This window comes from Altererythrobacter sp. CAU 1644, from assembly GCF_029623755.1.
In the GTDB taxonomy this organism is placed as follows: domain Bacteria; phylum Pseudomonadota; class Alphaproteobacteria; order Sphingomonadales; family Sphingomonadaceae; genus Erythrobacter; species Erythrobacter arenosus.
Genome location: NZ_CP121106.1, coordinates 2,848,978 through 2,872,723, shown reverse-complemented (window position 1 = coordinate 2,872,723; position 23,746 = coordinate 2,848,978). Strand labels below are relative to the sequence as shown.

At 62.1% G+C, this 23,746-nt stretch carries 20 protein-coding genes; 12 read left to right on the top strand and 8 right to left on the bottom strand.

All coding sequences use genetic code 11. The annotated features are described in order from the left end of the window. Positions 1-6: 6 nt before the first annotated feature. From nuoL to P7228_RS14250, 7 genes are read left to right on the top strand one after another with little or no spacing between them, the layout of a single operon-like run. Positions 7-1,998, top strand: coding sequence for an NADH-quinone oxidoreductase subunit L (gene nuoL / locus P7228_RS14280; protein ID WP_278015900.1), 1,992 nt, complete (start codon positions 7-9; stop codon positions 1,996-1,998). Further along, complete coding sequence (locus P7228_RS14275) at positions 1,998-3,554, top strand: NADH-quinone oxidoreductase subunit M (RefSeq protein WP_278015899.1); 1,557 nt, start codon at positions 1,998-2,000, stop codon at positions 3,552-3,554. The genes nuoL and P7228_RS14275 overlap by 1 nt, the downstream gene beginning before the upstream one ends. Beyond that, on the top strand, positions 3,554-5,017 hold the full coding sequence (gene nuoN / locus P7228_RS14270) for an NADH-quinone oxidoreductase subunit NuoN (RefSeq protein WP_278015898.1): 1,464 nt from the start codon (positions 3,554-3,556) through the stop codon (positions 5,015-5,017). Before P7228_RS14275 ends, nuoN begins: the two co-directional genes overlap by 1 nt. Positions 5,018-5,044: 27 nt before the next feature. Then, entirely contained in the window at positions 5,045-5,755 is a 711-nt protein-coding gene (locus tag P7228_RS14265) for a biotin--[acetyl-CoA-carboxylase] ligase (protein ID WP_278015897.1), read from the top strand. Positions 5,756-5,766: 11 nt separating this feature from the next. Then, complete coding sequence (locus tag P7228_RS14260) at positions 5,767-6,540, top strand: type III pantothenate kinase (RefSeq protein ID WP_278015896.1); 774 nt, start codon at positions 5,767-5,769, stop codon at positions 6,538-6,540. Between the two features lie 13 nt (positions 6,541-6,553). Then, positions 6,554-8,215, top strand: coding sequence for a ribonuclease J (locus P7228_RS14255; protein WP_278015895.1), 1,662 nt, complete (start codon positions 6,554-6,556; stop codon positions 8,213-8,215). Continuing rightward, positions 8,212-8,484 (top strand): DUF1467 family protein, encoded by a 273-nt coding sequence (locus tag P7228_RS14250; protein ID WP_278015894.1) that lies wholly within the window; start codon positions 8,212-8,214, stop codon positions 8,482-8,484. Before P7228_RS14255 ends, P7228_RS14250 begins: the two co-directional genes overlap by 4 nt. A 15-nt stretch (positions 8,485-8,499) precedes the next feature. On the opposite strand, the gene P7228_RS14245 is transcribed toward P7228_RS14250, so the two are convergent. Beyond that, a complete protein-coding gene (locus P7228_RS14245; protein WP_278015893.1) occupies positions 8,500-11,127 on the bottom strand; it encodes an ATPase in 2,628 nt (875 codons plus the stop codon). A 70-nt stretch (positions 11,128-11,197) separates the two neighbouring features. On the opposite strand from P7228_RS14245, the gene P7228_RS14240 reads away from it, so the two are divergent. The 4 genes from P7228_RS14240 to P7228_RS14225 all read left to right on the top strand — a co-directional run bounded on the left by P7228_RS14240 (position 11,198) and on the right by P7228_RS14225 (position 15,149). Continuing rightward, on the top strand, positions 11,198-11,509 hold the full coding sequence (locus P7228_RS14240) for an Hpt domain-containing protein (protein ID WP_278015892.1): 312 nt from the start codon (positions 11,198-11,200) through the stop codon (positions 11,507-11,509). A 145-nt stretch (positions 11,510-11,654) separates the two neighbouring features. Beyond that, a complete protein-coding gene (locus tag P7228_RS14235; protein WP_278015891.1) occupies positions 11,655-12,776 on the top strand; it encodes a hypothetical protein in 1,122 nt (373 codons plus the stop codon). Positions 12,777-12,799: 23 nt separating this feature from the next. After that, on the top strand, positions 12,800-13,762 hold the full coding sequence (locus P7228_RS14230; protein WP_278015890.1) for a hypothetical protein: 963 nt from the start codon (positions 12,800-12,802) through the stop codon (positions 13,760-13,762). A gap of 4 nt (positions 13,763-13,766) precedes the next feature. Continuing rightward, positions 13,767-15,149: a sensor histidine kinase gene (locus P7228_RS14225; protein WP_278015889.1), complete on the top strand. Its 1,383-nt coding sequence runs from the start codon at positions 13,767-13,769 to the stop codon at positions 15,147-15,149. On the opposite strand, the gene P7228_RS14220 is transcribed toward P7228_RS14225, so the two are convergent. From P7228_RS14220 to gltX, 3 genes are read right to left on the bottom strand one after another with little or no spacing between them, the layout of a single operon-like run. Beyond that, positions 15,146-15,355, bottom strand: a complete 210-nt coding sequence (locus P7228_RS14220) for a hypothetical protein (RefSeq protein WP_278015888.1) — start codon at positions 15,353-15,355, stop codon at positions 15,146-15,148. The two genes, P7228_RS14225 and P7228_RS14220, sit on opposite strands and share 4 nt — an antisense overlap. A gap of 3 nt (positions 15,356-15,358) precedes the next feature. Then, the gene (locus tag P7228_RS14215; RefSeq protein WP_278015887.1) at positions 15,359-16,645 is read right to left on the bottom strand and encodes a citrate synthase; all 1,287 of its coding nucleotides are present in this window, start codon (positions 16,643-16,645) and stop codon (positions 15,359-15,361) included. 30 nt (positions 16,646-16,675) lie between these two features. Further along, positions 16,676-18,109, bottom strand: a complete 1,434-nt coding sequence (gene gltX, locus P7228_RS14210; protein ID WP_278015886.1) for a glutamate--tRNA ligase — start codon at positions 18,107-18,109, stop codon at positions 16,676-16,678. Between the two features lie 120 nt (positions 18,110-18,229). Here gltX and P7228_RS14205 point away from each other — a divergent pair, with 120 nt between their 5' ends. Further along, the gene (locus tag P7228_RS14205) at positions 18,230-20,314 is read left to right on the top strand and encodes a ComEC/Rec2 family competence protein (RefSeq protein ID WP_278015885.1); all 2,085 of its coding nucleotides are present in this window, start codon (positions 18,230-18,232) and stop codon (positions 20,312-20,314) included. Positions 20,315-20,336: 22 nt separating this feature from the next. Here P7228_RS14205 and lexA read toward each other — a convergent pair whose 3' ends face one another. The 4 genes from lexA to trpC all read right to left on the bottom strand — a co-directional run bounded on the left by lexA (position 20,337) and on the right by trpC (position 23,744). Beyond that, positions 20,337-21,026, bottom strand: a complete 690-nt coding sequence (lexA, locus tag P7228_RS14200) for a transcriptional repressor LexA (protein ID WP_278015884.1) — start codon at positions 21,024-21,026, stop codon at positions 20,337-20,339. A 105-nt stretch (positions 21,027-21,131) separates the two neighbouring features. Next, complete coding sequence (locus P7228_RS14195) at positions 21,132-22,304, bottom strand: molybdopterin molybdotransferase MoeA (protein WP_278017780.1); 1,173 nt, start codon at positions 22,302-22,304, stop codon at positions 21,132-21,134. A gap of 5 nt (positions 22,305-22,309) precedes the next feature. Continuing rightward, positions 22,310-22,789: a cyclic pyranopterin monophosphate synthase MoaC gene (gene moaC, locus P7228_RS14190; RefSeq protein WP_278015883.1), complete on the bottom strand. Its 480-nt coding sequence runs from the start codon at positions 22,787-22,789 to the stop codon at positions 22,310-22,312. A 169-nt stretch (positions 22,790-22,958) separates the two neighbouring features. Next, positions 22,959-23,744, bottom strand: coding sequence for an indole-3-glycerol phosphate synthase TrpC (trpC, locus tag P7228_RS14185; protein ID WP_278015882.1), 786 nt, complete (start codon positions 23,742-23,744; stop codon positions 22,959-22,961). Positions 23,745-23,746: the final 2 nt, after the last annotated feature.

Below are 23,746 nucleotides of genomic sequence, written 5' to 3'. Positions count from 1 at the left end.
GCACCGGTGCAATCGATCCTCTTCATCGTCTTCCTGCCGCTGCTCGCGGCCATCGTTGCGGGACTGACCAACAAGGCCGCGCCGAGCGTCTTTGCCAAGTCGATCACGACGGGCGCGCTGTTCATCAGCTGTTTCCTGAGTTGGCCGATCTTCCTCGGCTTCGTTTCGGGTACCGCCGAAGCGGGCGTGGTCCCGGTGATGACCTGGGTGCAGTCGGGCACGCTGACCTTCGACTGGGCGCTGCGCATCGACACGCTGACCGCGGTGATGCTGGTGGTGATCACCACCGTATCCGCGCTCGTCCACCTCTATAGTTGGGGCTATATGGAAGAAGACCCGGACCAGCCGCGGTTCTTCGCCTATCTGTCGCTGTTCACCTTCGCCATGCTGATGCTGGTGACCGCCGACAACCTCGTCCAGATGTTCTTCGGATGGGAAGGGGTGGGCCTCGCCAGCTACCTGTTGATCGGCTTCTGGTTCAAAAAGCCCAGCGCCAATGCCGCTGCGATCAAGGCCTTCGTGGTCAACCGCGTGGGCGACCTTGGCTTCATGCTCGGCATCTTCGGCACCTACCTGGTGTTCCAGACGACTTCGATCCCCGAGATCCTCGAAGCCGCGCCGGGCATGACCGGAGCGACTATCGGCTTCCTCGGCTACCGCATGCACACGATGGATATCCTGTGTATCCTCCTGTTCATCGGCGCGATGGGCAAGTCGGCACAGCTCGGGCTGCACACCTGGCTTCCCGACGCAATGGAAGGTCCGACGCCGGTCTCCGCGCTGATCCACGCCGCGACCATGGTGACCGCGGGCGTGTTCATGGTTTGCCGCCTGTCGCCGATGTTCGAGGCTGCACCGGTGGCGCTCGGCTTCGTGACCTTCATCGGAGCCGCGACCTGTATCTTCGCGGCGACGATCGGCACGACGCAGTGGGACATCAAGCGGGTCATCGCCTATTCGACCTGCTCGCAGCTCGGCTACATGTTCTTCGCGGCGGGCGTCGGCGCCTATGGCGCGGCCATGTTCCACCTGTTCACGCACGCCTTCTTCAAGGCGCTGCTGTTCCTCGGTGCCGGTTCGGTGATCCACGCGATGCACCACGAGCAGGACATGCGTTATTACGGCGACCTGCGTAAGCACATCCCCTTGACTTTCTGGGCGATGATGGCCGGTACGCTGGCGATCACAGGGGTCGGTATCTACCACCTTGGCGCTGGTTTCGCCGGGTTCTGGTCGAAGGATGCGATTATCGAAGTCGCCTTCGCGCGCGGCACGACGGTAGCCACCTTCGCCTTCTGGATGGGTGTCTTCGCGGCGCTGCTGACCAGCTTCTACAGCTGGCGCCTGATGTTCCTTACCTTCTGGGGCAAGCCGCGCTGGATCGAGAGCGAGCACATCCAGCATACGGTTCACAAGACCCCCGAAGAGGCGGGCGAGGACACCACGGGCGGCTATCATCCACATGAAAGCCCGCTCACCATGCTGGTCCCGCTCGGCGTACTGTCAGTGGGTGCGGTTCTGGCGGGCCAGATCTTTGCGCCATCGTTCCTCGATAGCGCGGCATTCTGGAGCGGTTCGATCTTCTACAACGAACCGCTGATCCACGCGATGCATGCGGTGCCGGGTCCGGTGAAGTACGCCGCCCTTATCGTAATGGTGCTCGGCCTGGTGGGGGCATACTGGGCCTACATCAAGGACACCTCGATCCCGGGCAAGTTCGTCGAGCAGTTCCGCTACGTCCACCAGTTCGTGTACAACAAGTGGTACTTCGACGAGCTCTACAACCTCATATTCGTAAAGCCTGCCTTCTGGCTCGGCCGCCAGTTCTGGCAGCGGGGCGACGTCGGCCTGATCGACCGCTTCGGACCCAATGGCATTGCCGCAGTGGTCCAGCGCGGGGCGCTGGTCGCGAAGAAGGTGCAGTCCGGATATCTCTATAGTTACGCGTTGATCATGCTGCTTGGCCTGGTCGCCGCCATCACCTGGGTTCTTTTCTGATGGACGGGTTTCCGATCCTCTCGCTGATGCTGCTCATCCCGCTGGCAGCGGGCATCGCGTGCTTCTTCCTCGAAGCGGGTGCGGCACGCATGACTGCGCTCATCGCCACGCTAGCCAACCTGGCGCTCGGCATCGTCCTGTGGGCCGATTACGAAATCGGTGGTGCGCAGTGGCAGTTCGTCGAGCGTGCCGAGCTCTTCGCAGGCTTCAGCTATGCGCTGGGTATCGACGGTATTGCGCTGATGCTGATCATTCTCAGCGTCTTCCTGATGCCGATCTGCATCCTCGCGAGCTGGGACAGCATCACTAAGCGCGTCGGCGAATATATGGCAGCCTTCCTGATCATGGAGATGCTCATGATCGGCGTGTTCGCGGCGCAGGACCTGTTCCTGTTCTACATCTTCTTCGAGGCTGGACTGATCCCGATGTATCTTATCATCGGTGTGTGGGGCGGCGATAACCGAATCTACGCCTCGTATAAGTTCTTCCTCTACACGCTGCTCGGCTCGGTCCTGATGTTGATCGCAATGTTCTGGATGGTTGGAACTGCGGGCACGACTGACATCCCGACGCTGATGCAATACGACTTCGCGCCCGAGGCGCAGACCTGGCTGTGGCTGGCCTTCTTTGCCAGCTTTGCGGTGAAGATGCCGATGTGGCCCGTCCACACCTGGCTGCCCGATGCGCACGTCCAGGCGCCCACCGCAGGTTCGGTGATCCTCGCCGGCGTGCTCCTCAAGATGGGTGGCTACGGTTTCATCCGCTTCAGCCTACCGATGTTCCCCGAAGCGAGCGAGCAGTTCGCCTGGCTCGTTTTCATCCTGTCGATGATCGCGGTGGTGGCGACCAGCCTCATCGCGCTGGTCCAGCACGACATGAAGAAGCTCATCGCCTATTCCTCGGTCGCGCATATGGCGATCGTGACGGTCGGCCTGTTCGCGTTCAACGTGCAGGGCCTCGAAGGCGCGATGATGGTCATGCTCGGCCACGGCCTCGTGTCGGGCGCGCTGTTCCTGTGCGTTGGCGTAATCTACGATCGGCTTCATACGCGCGAGATCGATCGTTACGGCGGCCTCTCGATCAACATGCCCAGATATGCATTGTTCTTCATGCTCTTCACCATGGCCAGCGTCGGCCTGCCGGGTACGAGCAACTTCATCGGCGAATTCCTCGCACTCGCCGGAATCTACCAGGTCTCGACGCTTGTGACCTTCGTCTGCACCACCGGTATCATCTTGGGCGCCGCCTACATGCTCTATCTCTATCGCCGCGTAGCCTTTGGCGAGCAGAAGAACGCCGACGCAGCAGCCATGCCTGATCTCACCGCCCGCGAGTGGGCGATGCTTGCGCCGATCGCCGCGGCAGTGCTGTGGATGGGCGTCTACCCTGAAAGCTTCCTTGCGCCAATGCGGGCGGACATTGCCGCACTCAATGCGCGTATCGCCCGCGCTGCGCCGGAAGGAGACAGCAAGCTGCTGGTTGGTGAGCCGACGGGCAGGATTGCCAACGAAATGGCGCATCACGGCGCCGAAGCGGCTGAGGAGGGAGCCCACTGATGGACTACGCAACCTCCCTCGCGCTAATTGCGCCCGAGATCACGCTTGGCGTCGCCGGACTGATCCTGTTGCTGGTGGCCGCATGGGCTGGCGACAAGGCTGCGCGTCTCATCTCGATCCTCGCTGCTGCCGCATTGTTCGGCGCCGGGATCCAGCTTTTCCCGACCCTGCATGACGGGCTGATGGGGCCGGACACCTTCGCATTCGGCGACCTGTTCCGAGCGGATGCATTCGCCGCCTTTGCCAAGGCGCTGATCTATCTCGCCTCCATCGGCTGCCTTATGGTTGCACCTTCCTTCTTTGACCGCATCGGCGCGACGAAGGCCGAATACCCGGTCCTGATCCTGTTCGCCGCGCTTGGCATGAGCATCATGGTGTCGGCGAGCGACTTCCTGACGCTCTATGTCGGGCTCGAGCTCAACAGCCTCGCGGCCTATGTGCTGGCAGCGATCTTGCGGAACGACGGCAAGTCGTCGGAAGCAGGCCTCAAGTATTTCGTGCTCGGCGGATTGGCCTCGGGCATCCTGCTCTACGGCATCAGCCTGCTCTATGGCTTCACCGGAGCGACCAGTTTTAGCGCTGTGGCGGCGGCGCTTTCGGGCGAGCTCGGTACCGGAGCGCTGTTCGGGCTGATTTTCGTACTCTCGGGCCTCGCGTTCAAGATTGCCGCCGTGCCGTTCCATATGTGGACGCCGGACGTCTACGAGGGCGCGCCGACGCCGGTCACGACGTTCTTTGCCACCGCGCCAAAGGTCGCAGCCGTGGCGCTGACCGCACGGGTCGCGCTGGAAGTGTTCGGCAACCAGTCCGACGCCTGGCGCCAGATCGTGATTTTCGCAGCACTCGCTTCGATCGTGGTCGGCGCGCTCGGCGCGATCGGCCAGCAGAACCTCAAACGCCTGCTCGCCTATAGCTCGATCAACAATGTCGGTTTCATCCTGCTTGGCCTGGCGGTAGCAACCGCAGCCGGGGCGAGCGCCATGCTGGTCTATCTCTTCATCTACGTCGCCATGTCGCTCGGTAGCTTTGTCGCCCTGCTGATGCTGCGCGATGACGAGGGCAAACTGTTTGAGACATTTGCAGACATCAGCGGCCTTTCGACCACGCGGCCATTGCTGGCGTGGAGCCTCCTGCTGCTGATGTTCAGCCTTGCCGGGATCCCGCCGCTGCTTGGGTTCTACAGCAAGTTCGTGGTGTTCCAGGCGACTGTAGAGGCAGGGCTGGTGGTGCTGGGAGCGATCGGGATCGCCGCCAGCGTGATCGGTGCGTTCTATTACATCAAATTCGTGAAGGTGATGTTCTTCGACGAACCGGCGGGCGTGGTCACCGGCAAGAGCGAAACCGGGCATTGGGTGATCCTGCTTATCTGTACGGCGATTATTTCGCCGCTCGGCTATTTGCTCACACCATCGCTAAGCGATCTGGCTAACAAAGCTGCTTCGGCGCTGTTCCTCGCGCTTTGACCTGTCGACGGGCTCGGGGCGGTCGGTTTGATTGAGTTCGTCGCAGAAACCGGCTCCACCAATGCGGACCTCCTCGCGCGCTTGAGCGATGGCGACCGTGTCGCCGAGGGGCGCTGGCTGGTCGCACGACGTCAATCTGCCGGTCGCGGTCGCCAGGGACGCACCTGGTTTGACGGGTCGGGCAATTTCATGGGCTCGACAGTCGTGCATGTGGGCGAAAGTGATCCGCCCGCGCAATCGCTCGCCCTGCTGGCAGGGCTGGCCGTCTATGAAGCGGTCTTGCCGCTATGCCCCGATCCGCACAGCCTGAGATTGAAGTGGCCCAACGACCTGCTGCTGGGCGATGCGAAGCTGTGCGGAATACTGCTCGAGGGGCAGGGCAAGGCGGTGGTAATCGGGATTGGGGTCAATCTGGCTGTCGCGCCCGATGTGCCCGATCGGAAGACCATCGCGCTCGCCGATGTCACAGCCGCTCCCGGTGTCGATGAGTTTGCGGGGTCGCTTGCGCGTTGCTTCGACCGGGAACTTGAGCGCTGGCGCACCTTCGGATTGGAACCATTGATCCGCCGCTGGCGCGCCGCCGGAACGCGGGAAGGAACGTCCCTGGCGGTTCATGAACCGGACGGCGCGATCGCGTCCGGGACGTTTGCCGGGCTCGACGATCAGGGAAATTTGCTGCTGCGCTTGGAAGATGGGCGCTTGCGTGCCATTCACGCCGGCGACGTCACGCTCGCCTAGTGGAGAGATAGATGCTGCTCGCTGCCGATGTCGGAAATACCAATGTCGTCTTCGCCGTCTTCGACGAGGGCGAGATTCGCACGCGCTGGCGCATCGCCACGGATCCCCGGCGAACCGGTGACGAATACGCGGTGTGGTTACTGCAATTGCTCGAGATCGAGGGGATCGATCGAACCGCGATCGACCGGATCATCATCGGCACGGTCGTGCCCCGGGCAATCCACAATCTGACGGTGTTGAGCGAGAAGTATTTCGACGTTACGCCGATGATTGCGGGGCAGGGAAAAGTCGACTGGGGCATGGCCATCGATGTCGAACAGCCAAGTTCGCTGGGTGCCGACCGCGCACTCAACACAATCGCTGCGCACGCCAAGTACGAAGGCGACCTGATCGTGGTCGACTTCGGGACCGCGACAACCATCGATGCAGTCGATTTCAACGGCGCCTACAAAGGCGGGATTATCGCCCCTGGCATCAATCTCTCGCTCGATGCGCTGGTGGGCAACACGGCCAAGCTGCCGCGCATTGCGATCCGCTCACCCGAAAGCGAGAGCGTCATTGGTCGTAATACCGAAGACCAGATGCTGATCGGCGTGTTCTGGGGCTATGTCGCCATGCTCGAAGGACTGATTGCCCGCATGAGAGCGGAAATTGGTCGGCCGGCCAAGGTCATCGCAACCGGTGGGCTTGCCATCCTGTTCGACCAGCATAGCGACATGTTCGACGCTATCGACGCGGACCTCACTCTCGAAGGTCTCGCCATGTTGGCGGATCGCGCCAACTGACAAGACTGGATCGATGAAGAAGGATTTCACACCCGAGAACGAACTGCTGTTCCTTGCCCTGGGCGGGTCTGGAGAGATCGGCATGAACGTCAATCTCTACGGCTGCAATGGCAAGTGGTTGATGGTCGATCTCGGCATGACCTTCTCCGGCAATGAGTACCCTGGCGTCGACCTGGTATTCGCCGATCTCGAATTCATCGAGGAGCGCACGAAAGACCTGCTCGGGATCGTCCTCACCCATGCGCACGAGGATCATATCGGTGCAGTGCCCTATTTCGCCGGCGAACTTGGTGTACCGCTTTACGCCACCCCGTTCACTGCCGACCTGGTTATGCGTAAGCTCGAAGAAGCCGGCATCGCCTGCGAGATCGAGCTCAACATCATCCCCGATGACCACGGCAGCTTCGACCTTGGGCCATTCAACGTGACCTATATCCCACTGGCGCACTCGATCGCGGAAGGAAATGCTCTGCTGATCGACACGCCGTATGGCCGGATTTTCCACACCGGCGACTGGAAGCTCGATGAGGAACCGATCATCGGCGAACCGACGACCGAAGCCGAACTGACGGCGATGGGTGACGAGGGGATCCTGGCGCTTGTTTGCGACAGCACCAATGTCTTCAACCCGGCACCGAGCGGCTCGGAGGGCGCCGTCCATCGCGGGCTGATGGAAGAAGTTGCGCTCCACACGGGCAAGCGGGTGGTTGTAACGACGTTCGCATCCAATGTGGCGCGTCTCCAGACTTTGGGCGATGTCGCGCGCGAGACCGGCAGGCAGCTATGTGTTGCGGGCCGATCGCTCGACCGGATTATCGAGGTCGCGCAGGACAATGGCTACCTGCAGGATTTTCCGGAGCTGATCGATTTCGACACTGCGATGGGGCTGCCGCGCGGCGAGGTACTGATCCTCGCAACCGGTGGGCAGGGCGAGCCGCGCGCCGCTCTGGCCCGGATCGCGGAGGAGAATCATCCGATCGAACTGGTCAGAGGCGATGTCGTGCTGTTTTCGAGCCGCCAGATCCCGGGCAACGAGTTGTCGATCGGGCGTGTACAGAACCAGCTGGCCGCGCGGGGTATCACCATGGTGACCGATCGCCAGAGCGAGATCCACGTCTCCGGGCATCCGGGCCGCCCCGAGCTCGAGGCGCTCTATGGCTGGCTGCGTCCAGAGGTGCTGGTGCCGGTCCATGGCGAGATGCGGCATATGCAGGAACAGGCCCGACTTGGCCTTTCCAGTGGCATACCGAGCGCTGTGGTGCAGCAGAATGGCGATATCGTGCGGCTCGCCCCAGGGGCGCCGGGAAAACTGGCCGAGGTGCTTGCGGGGCGCCTCGTGCTTGATGGCGACATCATTGCACCGGCCGACGGCGAGGCGATCACCATGCGTCGCCGAATGGCGCGCGACGGGATGCTTATTGTCGTGCTTGATGAGCGGATGCGCCCAACGCTGGAGAGCATCGGCCTTCCGCTCGACGAGGATTTGCAAGACTTCCTTGAGGAGGCCTCTGCCGATGTGGTCGCGGCGCTTGGCAAGCTGAAGGGCAGGGCGGCGAAGGACGTCGACGAGGTGACTGAGACGGCGAGGCTCGCTGCGCGCCGCGCCGCGAAGCGATGGTCCGGCAAGAAGCCGCAGGTCCGTGTTATTCTGTCAGGAGCTACGTCAGCACGATGAACTGGACCTCGATTGTCGCGATCTATGTTCTGTTCTGGGTAATGTCGGCATTCGTCCTGCTGCCGTTCGGCGTGAAGACGCATGACGAGCTCGGGATCGAGAAAGTGCCCGGTCAGGCCGATAGCGCCCCGGGCAATTTCCGCCCAGGCCGGGTGGTTCTACGGGCGACCGTACTCGCAGCGACCCTGACCGCCATTTACGTTGGAAATTACATATATGGCTGGATCACGGTCGAGGACCTCGACATTCTATCGAGGCTCATTCGCTGAGATAGACGTACCGAGCTAATTGCGCAGGCGTTCGATCGCCTGTGCCAGCGCAACGTAAAGCTTGCCCATATCAGAGCTGAGGATCGTGACGCCAAGGGCATTGCCGTCGCGGGTCGAAAGCAGCGACCGCAGCATGGCCTCGAAGTCATGGATGTAGCGGCTGACATGCTCCCGGAAATTCTCGTCGCTCTCGTACAGATTGACGATCTCGCGGCTTTCCGAGTTGTCGAGCAGGCGTACGGCGCGGCGGGTGAAGATCCCGCGGTCGCCCTTCAGATAGGACGCCCATTCCGTATCGGTCACGTCGCGTGACATTGCCTGCATGATATCGATCGCGTTGGAATTGAGGCTGTCGGTGATGAGTGCCATGCGGCGGGCGAAATCGTGATCGACCTGCTCTTCGGCAATTTCGCGCGCGCGGGTGACGCGCTGTTCGAGATTGCCCGCAAGCTCGTTGACCTTGGCCAATTGGTCTCGCAGCTGGATCGCGATCTCCCGCCCGCGCTGCGAGGCCTTCGTCGCGGCCGCCTCGATATCTTCGATTGCAGCGCCGCTGTTCTCGCGGAGCGACCGTTGCACTGCATCGCTCGCAAGGCTTCCGATCTTCTGAGCTGCTTTGTCGACCACCTCTTCCGCATTGCTCTCGAGGAGTGTGAACGCATGGTGCGAGGCATCGAGCAGCGCCTTGATAGAGGCCTGGAGCTTCTCGCTCGTATGCGTGGTGAGCCGCTCGCTGTTCTTCTCGAGTTCGCCCAGCACTTCTTGCAGGGAACTGAGCTGCGCGAGGGCATCGCGCGAATGTTCGCCCTGCCGTGCGTGAATATTGTCGATGTGCTTGGCGACTTGCTCGACATTCCCCTGCGTCGTGATCAGGTAATTCGACAGGGCCGCGCCCCGCTTGCCGGCGTCGTCGAGCGTTTCGCGCAGCATGATTGCCCGATCCTCGAAGCCGCCCAACGTGGCGGTTGCTGCATCGATCGCCTTGGGCAGGTCGGTACCCGTCTGCCGCGCGCCCGACTGTATAATCTCGAGCAGCCTTATGCTCGAATCTGTCAGAGCTGAGAGCGCGCGCTCGGTCGCGTCGAGGTTTGCCTTCTGTCCGGCCAGGCGCCCATCGAGCTCGGTTAGGCCGCTTGAAAGTCGTGTTTCGGCTTCGCTGGCATGCGCAGAGACACTGGCAAAGAGTGTGTTGAGCTGTTCGACCTTGTCCGCGATCTCGGCACCGTGTCCCGCGAGCCGCTCGGCTTGCGCGATCTGCGCCTGCTCGCGTTCCGTAAGTGCATCGTCGAGATCGGCCATACGCTGGGCAAGCGCTTCACTGGCCTGGGTTTCGCGGGTGTCGAACTGGTCCTGACGCCGCGCGATCTCCTCGTTGAAGCGCGCGTCACGCGCGGCAAGCAAGTCATCGAAGCGGCCGGCCTCTTCATGGAGGGCGGTAACGCGGGCTTGTGCCGCGGCAAGGGCCTTGGCGTCGAGATCGTCGAGGTTGGCGATAACTTCGACAATCTCTTCGTGTAGCCGGTCCTTCGCCTGGCGCAGGGCCGCAAAGGCATGGTCTTCTGCCTCGCGCAGCTTGGCCGAGAGGGTTTCGCCTTCGCCACGCAACGCGCCCAGTCGCGCGCGGAGCGAGGTCAGGCTCTTGTCTTCCTCTGCAGCAAACTCGTCGCGCAAGTCGTTGAGACCGCTCCGCAACTCGTCGGCACGGTGGCGCATGGCAGCAAGCGCATCGATCTCACGGCTGTCGAGATCGACCCTGAAATCCTCGCTCTTCTCCTTGAGCGCGTCGAACCGCTCGGTGGCGATCCCGTCGAGTCGGTTTACCTGTTCCTCGAAGGCAGTGATTGTCGTTTCGACCTTGGCGCTGAGCGCGTCGACCTGTTTGCCGCTGGCGAGACCGAATTGGTTCAGTCGCTCAAACCCAGCGACCAATTTTTCGAGTTGTTCGTGTGCGGTGCGGCCGGCGTTACCGACCTGGTTGGAAACATCCTTTGCAGAGTTGGAGATGACAGGTAGATCATCCCGAAGTTTCTGCATATTTTCCAAAGCCGTAGTGCTGACACTTGCAATCGAATCAACTTGCGCGCCGTTGCTGTGAATCAGCGATTGCAGCTCGCTCGCATGGGTAGAAATGCGCTCGCTCGCCACTCGGCCCAGGGATTCGAGGTCGCGCGACTGCGCGCCGAGAAATTCTCGCGCCAGGCTGAGTTCTCGATTGACGATCACCAGCCGCCCTTCGAGCGCCTGGGATTCGCGGGCGAGGGCGGCTGCGGCATCTGCGAAACGCACTGCTTCGCGCCGGCTGTGCCGCATGGCCAGCAGCCATACCGAAACGATCAACAGGACCGGCACCGACCAGTTGATAATCCATCCGACCCATTGCTGGGCGGTCCCACCGGCAAGTATCTCGTCGCGAAACGCCCAACCGAAAAAGCCGGTCCAACCAACGAGGGCCAGGAGAGCTACAGAGGGCAGGATCCAGCCGCGATGGCTCCGCACGGAATCATCCTCGGTGTCCTCGACCCAATCCTCCTGCCACTCCTCGTCGAGGGCGAGCGTATCGTCCGCCAGACCCTCTACAGCGGTGCCCTGCGCTTCCTGAGCGCCCTCGGGCCCAACGGCCCGGATGTGAGATCCCCCGGTCATATTATGGAATCTAACATGTTTCTGGCCGTGTTAAACCCTGCTTTAACCCTGTTGGTATTATTGCGGCTCAATGGCTTACGAAAGCGGAGCACTGGATGCCACTCTGGCGGCTGCAGCGGGCGAGGATCGCGCGCTGATCGCGGAGTTGCGCAGCGCCTTTATCGACAGTGCGCAAAAGCAGGTCGAACTGCTCAAGCGGGCACGCTGCGACGGCAACTGGCACGTGGCTGCGATGCGTCTCAAGGGATTGGCTGCCTCGTTTCATGCCAGCAATCTCTATGACCTCGCGGAAGAAGCCCTGGTTGCCGCTCCGGGCGAACCGACCGTAGTGCGCAAGATCGAAAGCGCGCTGGCCGAATTCGGCCCCTCGATCGACACTTAAGCCCGACTTTCCGTCGCTTCACAGCTTGGCAGCAGCCGATTGCTCGGCATAGTGTGATCTCTGCCTTCGGAGATCCCCGTCCTTGCGTATCGCGCTTCTTTCAGCCCTCGAAAATGCCGACAACGGCAAACCACGTGCGTTTCTAATGATCGGGGGAAGATCGCTGATCGCCTGGCAGGCCGATCTCGCGCTGCGGCTTGGCTGCGAAAGGGTGGTCTGCCTGGCGAGGGGGCTGGTTCCAGAGCTGATCGAACTACAACGCGAGATCGAGGCGCGAGGCCGCCAATTCCAGATCATCAGGGGGCCCTTGCAGCTAGTCGGCCTCACATCGGCTGATAACGAGCTATTGGTCTTGGCGGATGGTCTCGTGATCGATCCGGAACTGGCCGACAGCATCGTCGGCAAGGGCAGGGGAGTGGCTGCCCTTCCGGCCGATGAGGGGATCGCAGCAGGCTTCGAACGGATCGACGCTGACCGCTCGTGGGGCGGAATATTGGTCGCGCGTGGGCAAATTGTCGAACGGCTAGCTGACATGCCGCCCGATATCGACACCGTCTCCTTGCTTCTGCGTTTGGCCTTGCAGGCCGGGACACAGGTGGTTCTGCTGGAAAAGCAAAAGCTTGCCTCTGGTGAGTTGATCCTTGCGAAGGGCGAGGCAGCGCTTGAGAAGCGCGAGACCGCCCTGCTTGACCGGGCCGCGCAATCGAACCCGTGGACGGCGCCGGGTCTGGCTCTCGCCAATCGACTGGCGCGGCGCTTCTCGCCCAAAGGCCTCGATCGGGGTCCCATTGCCGGCCTCGTCGCGGGCGGCATTGCGGGATTGGCCGCAATTGGCCTCGCCGCGACCGATTACCCGTTCCCAGCACTGATTCTGGTTGCTCTCGCCAGTTTCTCCCTGCGGCTTTCCGCGGCCTTCAAGGCGCTCGCCAGCCGTCTTCGTGGGATAGGCGGAAGTTCGAAACACCTGTTTTGGAACAATGCATTAGTGGACGTACTTCTGACGGTTGTTCTGGTGCTTCCCACAACAGCGCCGATGATCCCCCGGCGCCTGTTTCTTCCGCTGATCCTGATCGGTCTGTTGAGATTGGGGGCACGGCACCCAAACCGGCGGATTTCCGCCCTTTTCTCCGATCGTATCCTCCTGGCGCTGGTGCTTGCCCCTGCCGCGTGGTTTGGCGTTTTGACCCAAGCGATGGCGGTCTTGAGCCTGCTGATCTTGGCCGTGCTGCTCGGCAGCGGGCGCCAATCTCAGATAACAGGCGGTTAACCCTATAGGGTTATGAGCAAAGGATGAGCGAAACCTCGGCGGACATCTCGAACGCGACGAAGGTCGAGGCGCTGTTTCGCAGCGATCTCGAGCAGGGTGATCGCGCCCTCGCCGGCGTTGCTCCGGTCCTGAGTTACCTGCTCGCCAACTCCGCACAATCGCTGATCACCGACGATCTTCTTGCCCGGATGCGCGGAATGCTCGCCGACATTTCCGGTCAGCTGATGCGTATCGAAGCCGATGCGGCCGCGCCGCTGCCCCCGTCGGCGCAGGGAGATGCCGCGCAGGATCGCCTGATCGAAAGGCTCGCGTCGGACAGCACAATCCTGAGCCACTGCTTCGCGATGGCGGCCGAGGCCCAGTTGAGCGAGGAGCTCGAGCAGCGATTGGGGATAGACCAGGTGCTTACCCCGCTAATGCAGGAATTGATCGCCTCCGACGACGCGAAGACCGCAGAACTGGCGATGGCGGCCATGTCTGCGCAGGCCCGCTTCGTGCAGGCGCGACGTCGAATGGGGCTCTCGCTGGGCGATCTTCCGGCCGATCTTTTCGACCAATTGTGTTCGGCATGGAGCGACATCGCCAATCGTTCCGCTGCAGCCACCCGGGCCAAGGGCGAGGCCATGCTTCGCGCCAGCTACGACGAAAGCGCTGGTCGCGCAGCTCTCCTAACGCGCCTGGTGGGCGCGATCGGCGGAGGGGCGCAGGCCGCATTGGCGATCGAGCACGGGGGCGTCGCGCTCTTCACCACGGCGCTCGGAAGGCTGAGCCGGCAACCGCGTGAGCTTGCCGTGCTGTCTTGTCACGCCTCGCAATCGTCCCGGCTCGCGCTGGGCTTGCGAGCCGCTGGTTTGTCGACCGAGCGGGTCGTGCAGCAAGTGCTCCAGCTTCATCCGGAATTCGCGTTTCCGGCGAATTTTGGCGAACTGAGCGCCGAACGAGCCCGCGAATTGCTGCGTGAATCGCGCAACGGGGCTGGTAAGTAGCGCCATGGCATCGAACTCCCACCTTCTCGCGGCACGCGGCGTTACTGATGCTGAGGATCGCTTGCTGGAAGCGGATCCCCCGCTTGCCGAGCTGCAGGAACGCTGTGGTGGTACAATCCCGGGCATCCTGGCAGTGCCGGAACTCCTCGATCTGGTGCGGCAGGGGCGCCAAATGGGCCTGCGCCTTGCACGCGAATTCTCTGCCTTCGATGGTGTCGGGAAAGTCAGCGGCTTTGTGAGGATCAACCCGATTACCGATGACGATGGCGCCGTTTGCGAATTGCTGGTCGAAAACTGGCAGCGTGACGCCGTTCCTGCCGAGGATTCGCGCGATGCGGCCGCACGACTCGATGCGATCGATCGCGCGACCGCCGAACTTACCGCCAGGCTGGATGCCAGCCAGCGACTTCTGACGGTCGAGACGCAGGCGAGCGATCTTGGTATGCTGGCGGCCTCGATGCGGGCCGCGCCGGGCAAGCTGTGGAACGAGTATCTGGAACTGATTGGCATCGCGCACCAGCATCCGCTGCATTGGCGGCTGCTCGATGGTGCAGACTGCGTGGTCGAGGGATCGGATCGGCAGTGGAATGCACGGCTGCTCCCGATTGGCGGCACGAGCCAGGAGCCCCACGGATTCGAGCTTCTCCTGTCGGCTCGGCATCCGCTTGATCCTGAGGGGGGTAAGAGCCAAGCGAGCGCTGAGCCTTCGCCGCAAGGTCTTATTGGCGACGCTCTGGCACCCGCACTCCGCCAACCCGTGGCGCGCATCATTGCGAATGCCGAGACGATCAAGGCGAAGCTCGCGGGCCCATTGCGACCCGAATACAGCGATTATGCTGCCGATATTTCGGCTGCCGGACAGCATCTCGCGGGCTTGCTCGACGATCTTGCAGACCTGGAGGTAGTCGAGGCGGAAGGTTTCACTGTCGCCAAGGACCGGATCGACCTTGCCGATGCTTCACGGAGAGCCGCTGGCATCCTCGGCGTCCGGGCGCGCGACAAGGAAATTGCGGTCATCTTGCCCGACGAGGACGAAAACATGCTCGCAACTGGGGAGTTTCGCCGCGTGTTGCAGGTGCTCCTCAACCTCATCGGTAACGCGATCAACTATTCGCCTGAGAGAAGCTCGATATCGGTCGCAGTGGCGCGGGACATGCTGGGCCGCTCAACGGTAAGCGTTGCCGATGAGGGCCCCGGAATCTCGCCCGAACATCGCGCGCGCGTGTTCGACAAGTTTGAACGCCTCGGACGCGACGGCGACGGTGGATCAGGGCTCGGCCTTTATATTGCCCAGCGTCTGGCAGTGGCGATGGACGGCGAACTTCTCATCGAAAGCGAGGCTGGCGAAGGAACGACCTTCACGCTCGTCTTGCCTCCCGCCGACTAGCCTTTCAGTCGGCCGGAGAACCACAGCAGCAGGCCTCCGACAACAATGGTAATGGCGCCGTTCACCGCCCAACTGCGATCAGCCAACATGAAGCTTTCTGCTGGCCACATGACGATGCCGAGGCCCTGGAGGGTCCAGAGTCCGCCGGCCAGGACCAAGGCTACGCCGAGAACCTGGCACAGCAGGCGGAGAATCTTGCGCCCCACGGATCAGCGCTCGCCGACGTGCACGTAATCGCGCTGGGTCGGACCGGTATAGAGCTGGCGCGGGCGACCGATGACTTGGCCTGGATCGGAGATCATTTCGTTCCACTGGGCGACCCAACCAACGGTGCGGGCGAGGGCAAACAGCGCGGTAAACATCGTGGTGGGGAAGCCGATCGCCGAGAGGATGATCCCTGAGTAGAAGTCCACGTTAGGGAACAGCTTCTTCTCGATGAAATAATCATCGTTCAGCGCGAGCTCCTCGAGCCGCAATGCGGTCTCGAACAGGGGATCATTGACCTTGAGAGCATCGAAAACTTCGCGCACGGTTTTCTGCATCACGGCCGCACGGGGGTCGTAGTTCTTGTAGACTCGGTGTCCGAAGCCCATCAGACGGAACGGGTCGTTCTTGTCCTTGGCGCGATCGATATAGTGCGGAATCTTGTCGGGCGTGCCGATCTCCCGCAGCATGTTGAGCGCAGCCTCGTTGGCACCGCCGTGGGCCGGTCCCCACAGGCAGGCAATACCGGCAGCGATACAGGCGAAGGGATTGGCGCCCGAAGATCCGGCGAGGCGCACGGTTGAGGTCGACGCATTCTGTTCATGGTCGGCGTGGAGGATGAAAATCCGGTCCATCGCCCGTTCGACCTCCGGGACTACCTCGTAAGCCTCGGCCGGGACGCCGAAAGTCATCCGGAGGAAGTTGCCGGTGTAGCTCAGCGAATTGTCGGGGTACATGAAGGGCTGACCGACGGCATATTTGTAGGCCATGGCAGCAATGGTCGGCATTTTCGCAATCAGGCGATGGCTCGAGATCTTGCGATGTTCGGGATCGGAGATGTCGGTCGAGTCGTGGTAGAACGCCGACAGCGCGCCGACCACGCCGCACATCACTGCCATCGGGTGCGCGTCGCGGCGGAAACCGCGGTAAAGCACCGAAAGCTGTTCGTGCAGCATCGTATGGCGACTGATGGTGTAGGTGAAGTCGTCGAGTTCTTCCTGCAGCGGCAGCTCGCCGTTTAGCAGCAGGTAGGCAACCTCCATGAACGAGGAATGTTCGGCCAACTGGCCGATCGGATAGCCGCGATGGAGCAGCACGCCTTCGTCACCGTCGATGTAGGTGAGGGCGCTCTCGCACGAAGCGGTCGACTTGTAGCCGGGATCGTAGGTGAAGGCGCCGGTCTGTCCGTAAAGCTTGCGGATGTCGACGACGTCAGGACCGACACTGCCTTGCAGTACCGGAAGATCGTAAGTTTCGCCGCCCAGTTCCAACCTAGCTTGATTGTCCGCCAACGTCTTTCTCCTTAATTCAATTGCCCACGCTCAGCCTGCCGACGCGGCTTGCGCGTCGATCCGCGCCAGCGCCTCATCCCGCCCCAGAAGGACCAGAACATCGAAAATACCGGGCGAGGTCGTCGTCCCGGTAAGGGCTGCACGCATGGGCTGCGCGAGCTTGCCGAGACCCAGTTCGAGCTCCTCGGCGATTGCTTTGGTAGTGGCTTCGAGAGCCTCGATTGTCCAGCTATTTTCGGCCTTGAGGCGGTCGGAAACGAGGCCCAGGCGGGCGCGCGCTTCATCATCGAGCAGTTGAGCCGCCTTCTCGGTCATTTCGAGCGGACGACGTTGGAACAGGAAGGCTGCGCCTTCGGCCAACTCGTTGAGATTGCGGGCGCGGGTCTTGAGCACCGGCATTGCGCTGGCGAGCAGTTTTTCGTCAACCTCGGCTTCGATCCGGGGGGCCACCAATGCCGCGAGCCGCGCGTTATCTGCCTCGCGAATGTAATTGCCGTTGAGATGCTCAAGCTTCTTCAGATCGAAGCGGGAAGGGCTCTTCCCCACGCCGTCGATGTCGAACAGCTCGATCGCTTCTTCGCGCGTGATTTCTTCACGATCGCCATAACCCCAGCCCAGTCGCAGGAGGTAGTTAAACAGCGCCTCGGGCAGGATGCCCATCTCGTCACGATATTCTTCCACCCCAAGCGCGCCGTGACGCTTCGAGAGCTTGGCGCCGTCGTTTCCGTGGATCAGCGGAACATGGGCGTAGGCCGGGATTGGCCAACCACCTTCGATCGCCTGCATTGCATGATAGATCGGCAGTTGGCGGAAAGCATTGTTGAGATGATCGTCTCCGCGGATGACATGGGTCACGCCCATGTCGTGATCGTCGACCACGACCGCCAGCATATAGGTGGGCGTGCCGTCCGCGCGCAGAATGATGTAATCGTCGAGTTCTTCGTTGCGGACTGTCACCGAGCCCTGGACCAAGTCTTCGATCGTGGTCTCGCCCGACTGCGGGGTCTTGATGCGCACGACGAAAGGAGCGCCTTCGGGAGTTTCAGCTGGATCTCGATCGCGCCAACGACCATCATAGCGCATGGGCTGCTTGTTGGCGCGCTGCTGGGCGCGCATTTCCTCGAGCTCTTCGGGCGTAGCGAAGCATTTGTATGCGAGACCTGCATCAAGCAGCTTATGGGCTACCTCGGCGTGCCGCTCGGCGCGTTGCGCCTGGAAAACGGTGTCGTCGTCGAAATCGAGTCCTAGCCAGTCGAGACCGTCAAGGATTGCGTCAATCGCTTCCTGTGTCGAACGCTTGCGATCGGTGTCCTCGATACGAAGCAAGGTCTTGCCGCCGTGGTGACGGGCGAACAACCAGTTGAACAACGCGGTGCGCGCGCCTCCGATGTGCAGGAACCCGGTCGGCGAAGGGGCAAAGCGGGTGACGACCCCATCGGTCAGAGCTCCGCTTTTGCTTGCCATAAGTCCTTCAATCCTTTCAATAAAGCCATGGCCACACGTCACGCGCCTATGGTACCCATGGGGGATGGTGCCGATAGCGGTAATGCTGCAGTGCAGCGCAATTGGCGCAGCGCAGCGCAAATGTCCAGTGTGGCGAAGCATTTCGAGCGTTTTCTGGCTCTTGCGGGGTTCGATCGCGGGCCCTGGATAGCGGTTGCATTCGGGCTCGGGATTGTCGCCTGGTTCTTATTGAGCGAGCCGTGGCAGTGGAGTGCCGGGATCGGCGCGGGAGTAATCTGCGCGATCTTCGGCGCAACGCTCGGGAGGCCCGACGGTCATCTGCAACTTCTGCCAAGGGCGATGATTGTGGTCGGTTTGGTCTTCTCGCTCGGCATGGCGACGATCTGGGCCCGCTCGTGGATGGTCGGGGCGGAGCCGATCGAAAGGCCTGCTGTGATCACGCTCCAGGGCCATGTGCTTGAGCGGCAGGACCAGCCGGCAGAGTCGCGGGTCAGGCTGGTTCTGGCAATCCGCGACGCCGAAGCAGGTGTGGCGCGAAAGATCCGCGTAAACGTTCCAGCCGAGGATATTGGCGAAGGCATGTCCGAGGGAGCTGTTCTCCGCCTGCGGACCCGGCTGATGCCGCCAGCAGCGCCAATGTTGCCGGGCGGCTATGACTTTGCGCGGACGGCATGGTTTGCCGGGCTCGCGGCGACCGGGAGCGTCATCGGACCAATCGAGGTCGTCGAGCCTGCGCCGAAGCGCACAGCACTAGCGAATATTCAGCGCCGCCTGTCCGGCCATGTCCGGAGCCAGCTGGACGGGCCAGAGGGCGCCATTGCGGCCGCTTTCGCCAGCGGGGATCGCGGTGCCATCGGCCAGGCTGACGAGGATGCGATGCGCGATGCAGGGTTGACGCATCTCCTCTCGATCAGCGGGCTCCATGTCAGCGCGGTCATCGCGGCAGCCTATGTCCTGGCGATCAGGTTGCTGGCCTTGTGGCCAGCACTGGTGTTGCGAATACGCCTGCCGGTGGCCGCTGCGGGCATCGCTGCTCTTGCCGGTATTGGATACACCTTGCTGACCGGATCGCAGGTGCCGACTGTGCGTAGCTGTATCGCGGCCTTGCTGGTCCTCGGCGCGGTGGCATTGGGTCGAGATGCGCTCTCGCTGCGAATGGTGGCGGTCGCCGCAGTCTGTGTGATGATTCTCTGGCCGGAATCGATCGTCGGCCCAAGCTTCCAGATGAGCTTTGCCGCGGTCATCGCCATCGTTGCGCTGCATAACTCGGCTCCGGTGAAGCGCTTTCTGGCGCCGCGAGAGGAAGCCAGGGTTATTTGGTTCGCACGCCGCAGCGTGATGTTGCTTGTCACGGGATTGGTGATCGAGATCGCGCTGATGCCGATCGTTCTGTTCCATTTCCATCGCGCCGGAGTCTACGGCGCGCTGGCCAACGTGATCGCGATTCCGCTCGTTACCTTCGTGTCCATGCCGCTGATCGCGCTGGCTCTTGTGCTGGACATCGTTGGAGCAGGAGCGCCGGCGTGGTGGCTGGTGGGACATTCGCTCGACCTGCTCTTGTGGTTGGCGCATGTAACCGCCTCCCAACCGGGCGCGGTGAAGCTGATGCCGCAAATGAGCGATGGCACCTTTACACTGTTCGTCGCCGGGGGCCTCTGGATTGGACTGTGGAGCGGACGCGCCAGGCTTTTGGGACTGATCCCGGCGGGCTTCGCGACGATCCTGCTTCTGCTTACGCCGGTCCCTGATGTCCTGATCTCCAGCGACGGGAGGCATGTGGGGATCACCACGCAAGACGGCCGTTTACTGAGTCTGCGCGACAGTCGATCGGATTACGCCCTCGAGAACCTGATGGAGTTGGCGGGTGTCGAAGCGGAGCCGATTCCGCTGGAGGATTGGCCGACGGCGGGTTGTACCAGCGAATTCTGTGTCCTCTCGCTTGAGCGGGGAGGCAAGACCTGGTCCCTACTCATGGCGCGCAATCGCGTGCGGGTAGAGGAACGTGCGCTGGCCGCTGCCTGCGAGCGGGCCGATATCGTTATCGCAGATCGCTGGCTGCCGTCATCATGCCGTCCGCAGTGGCTCAAGGCCGATGCGCGCTTTCTTGAGCGCTCGGGCGGTTTGTCGCTCGATCTGGAGAATGGAACGATCACCAGCGTCGCCTTGAGCCAAGGCAAACATGGCTGGTGGCGCGGCGCCGATTAGCGGTTGAGGCCAACGGGCCAGATCAGTGATAGCGGCGCAAGAGCCCCGCGAGCTTGCCCTGCACGACCACTTCGTGCGGATCGTAGACCTGCGGATCGTACATGCCGTTGGCCGGATCTAGCCGGATCTTGCCGTTCTCGCGCCGCAAATACTTGAGCGTCGCTTCCTCATTGCGGACCAGTGCGACCACGATCTCGCCGTCTCGCGCCGTATCGGTCCGTCGCACCAGCGCGAAGTCGCCGTCGAAAATTCCGGCCTCGATCATCGAGTCGCCCGAAACTTCGAGCGCGTAATGCTCGCCCGGCCCAAGCAGCGCCGCAGGTACCGGCATCGAGGACTGCCCCTCGATCGCCTCGATAGGCGCGCCGGCCGCGATCCGGCCATGCAACGGCACTTCGATGATGTCGTTGGCCGGTTCGCGTGCAACCGCCTTGGTGGCCAAAGCCATGGTGATAGCGTCATTGGCGGGCATGGGGCGCTTGGCTGCCGGCGTCACATCCTCAGGCTGCTTGATAACCTCGAGAGCGCGCGCTCGATTGGGCAAGCGGCGAATGAAACCGCGCTCTTCCAGAGCGGATATCAGGCGATGGACGCCCGACTTGCTTTTCAGGTCGAGCGCATCCTTCATCTCTTCAAAAGAGGGCGAAATGCCCGTCTCTTCGAGCTTCTGCTGAATGAAGCGGATCAACTCGTGCTGCTTTGCCGTCAGCATGGCGAAAATCTCCCTTGGTCGCCCATTGTCGCCGGTTATTTCGCGCACCGATAAGGTGAACGAATGTGGAACAATTAGGAAACGATTTTCAGCAAGTCAAGCTATTCAGCCATTTTCCAACAGGTAGCATTCGACCGCTTCACCTGCGGATATGGGCGAAGCATCGATACCGCGAGCAATCAGACAATTGCTCGCAGCGAGAGCAGCCAGTGCCGAGGAATCCTGCGAATCGGCCGGTGTCACCGAAAGCCCGTCCCAAGACCCGCGAATGAATTCCTGCCGCGAACCACCGGCCGGAAGACTGCAACCTGCCTTCAGCGTAACCAGCCGCGGAAGAGTTTCGGCCGCACCCATGGCCGCCCTGACGCTGGGCAGAACGAACAGGAACGCGGTGACGAAGCTCGACACCGGGTTGCCGGGAAGGCCGAAGATGAGCTGATTCTCGCGCTGTGCGATGAGCAACGGCTTGCCAGGCTTCATCGCCACCTTCCAGAAATCGAGCGATGCGCCCCATTCCTCCAGTGCAGGGCGGATGAGGTCATGATCGCCGACCGAGGCGCCGCCGCTGGTGATCACGAAATCGGCTCTTTCGGCACTCGCAAACGCATCGACCAACGCCTGGCGATCGTCGGGGACGGGCCCGATGCGTTCCACGCGGCACCCCATCCGGGCGAGCAGGGTTGTTAGCATGGCGCCATTCGAGGCAGGGATCTGGTGCGGAGCGCAATCTTCCGGGGTCACCGAAAGTTCATCACCACTATCGATCACTGCGACCAGCGGAGCCTCATGTACGGGCAGGGTGGAGTGACCGGCGGTAATTGCGAGCGCCACCTGGGCAGCGCCGATCCGAGATCCGGCACCAAGCACCAGATCGCCTTCGGAAAAATCGAATCCGCAAGTGCGGACGTGTTTGCCGCGACCGGGCATGTCCTCGGTACAGCGAAGATGATCTCCGGTGCGTTCGGCGTTCTCCTGAATGAGCACCCGATCGGCTCCAGCGGGCATGTGCGCGCCGGTCGAAATTCTCACCGCCTGACCATCGATCAATGCGCTGCCAAAGGGGGCGCCCGCGCGACTTTCTCCGATCACGGTCCAGGGTCCGTCGCCCACTATCGCGTAGCCATCCATGGCAGACAGGTCGGCGGGCGGCTGGGTGCGGCGAGCATGGAGGTCTGAAGCGAGGTAGCGCCCGGCGGCCGCCGCCGCATCGAGCTCCACCACCGGCATCTTGGGTGCGAGGGCGAGGGCGCGCGCCTGCGCCTCCGCAACGCTGAGCATGGCGCTCAAGGGCGTGCCTCCGCTTGCCAATGGCCGGACTTCCCGCCGAGCTTTTCGAGCAAGCGAACCTCCTCGATCACCATCCCTTTATCGAGAGCCTTGGCCATGTCGTAGATTGTGAGAAGCGCCACCGTGGCTGCGACCATGGCTTCCATCTCTACCCCGGTTCTGGCCGTGAGCGAGGCGGTGGCGGTGACGCGCACGCCGCCTTCCTCGAAGGCGAAATCAACAGTTACTGCGTCGAGTCCCAGCGGATGACAGAGCGGGATCAGGTCTGAAGTCTTCTTCGCCGCCATGATCGCCGCAATGCGCGCGGTGCCGAGCACGTCGCCCTTGGGAGCATCACCAGCCTTGATCGCGGCGAGCGCGGCATCGCTCATGCGGATAAAACCCCCGGACACCGCCTTGCGAAGCGTTTCGGGTTTGGCGCCGACGTCCACCATGTGCGCGGCTCCACTGTCATCGAGGTGGGTCAATTTGCTCATTCGCTTGCTCATCACCGGTTCGCTCAAATCCTACTGGATGGAACACATGGAACACAGTCAAAGAGAAGGAAACCGCCAAGTTTCGACCACGGAAAATCTGAAGGGCGACAGCAGGCGAGTGCGCGGAGACATCTGGGCATGATGGCACGCCTCGCGGCAGTAGGACAGGTCAGCCGTGCAACAGCGCCTTGGTAGCAGCAGATACATCAGCTTGCCGCATGAGGCTTTCCCCGACGAGGAAGCTGCGCACTCCGTTGCGTGCCAGCCTCTCGCAATCGGCATGCGAATTGATACCGCTCTCGCCGACAAGCAACGCACCTTCAGGGGCGAGAGGAGCTAGTCGCTCGGTAGTTGCCAGATCGGTCGTGAATGTTTTGAGATCGCGATTATTGACCCCGATCAGACGTGAGTTGAGCCGCGCGGCGCGTTCCATCTCTGCCTCGTCATGGACTTCGACCAGCACATCCATTCCGCGTTCCAGCGCGGCCGCCTCGATCTCCAGCATCTGTGCATCGTCAAGCGCCGCGACGATGATGAGAATGGCATCTGCACCGATACTGCGGGCTTCGGCGACTTGCCACGGATCGATCATGAAATCCTTGCGCAGCACCGGAAGATCGCAGGCAGCCCGCGCCTCGATCAGAAAGTCCTCGTGCCCCTGAAAATAGGGCGCGTCGGTAAGGACCGAGAGGCAGGCTGCACCGCCCGCTTCGTAGGCACGCGCATGATCCGCTGGATGAAAATCGGCACGAATGAGCCCTTTGGACGGAGAAGCCTTCTTGATCTCGGCAATCAACCCATACCGGGCTGCGCTCGCTGCGCGCAGGGCGGATTCGAATCCACGCGGTGCGGTCTGGCTCACGGCTGCATGGTCGAGAGCGGTTACGGAGCGCTCGGCGCGGCGCTGACCCACCTCGACCGCCTTGCTGGCACAAATCTCCTGCAATTTGTCCATCG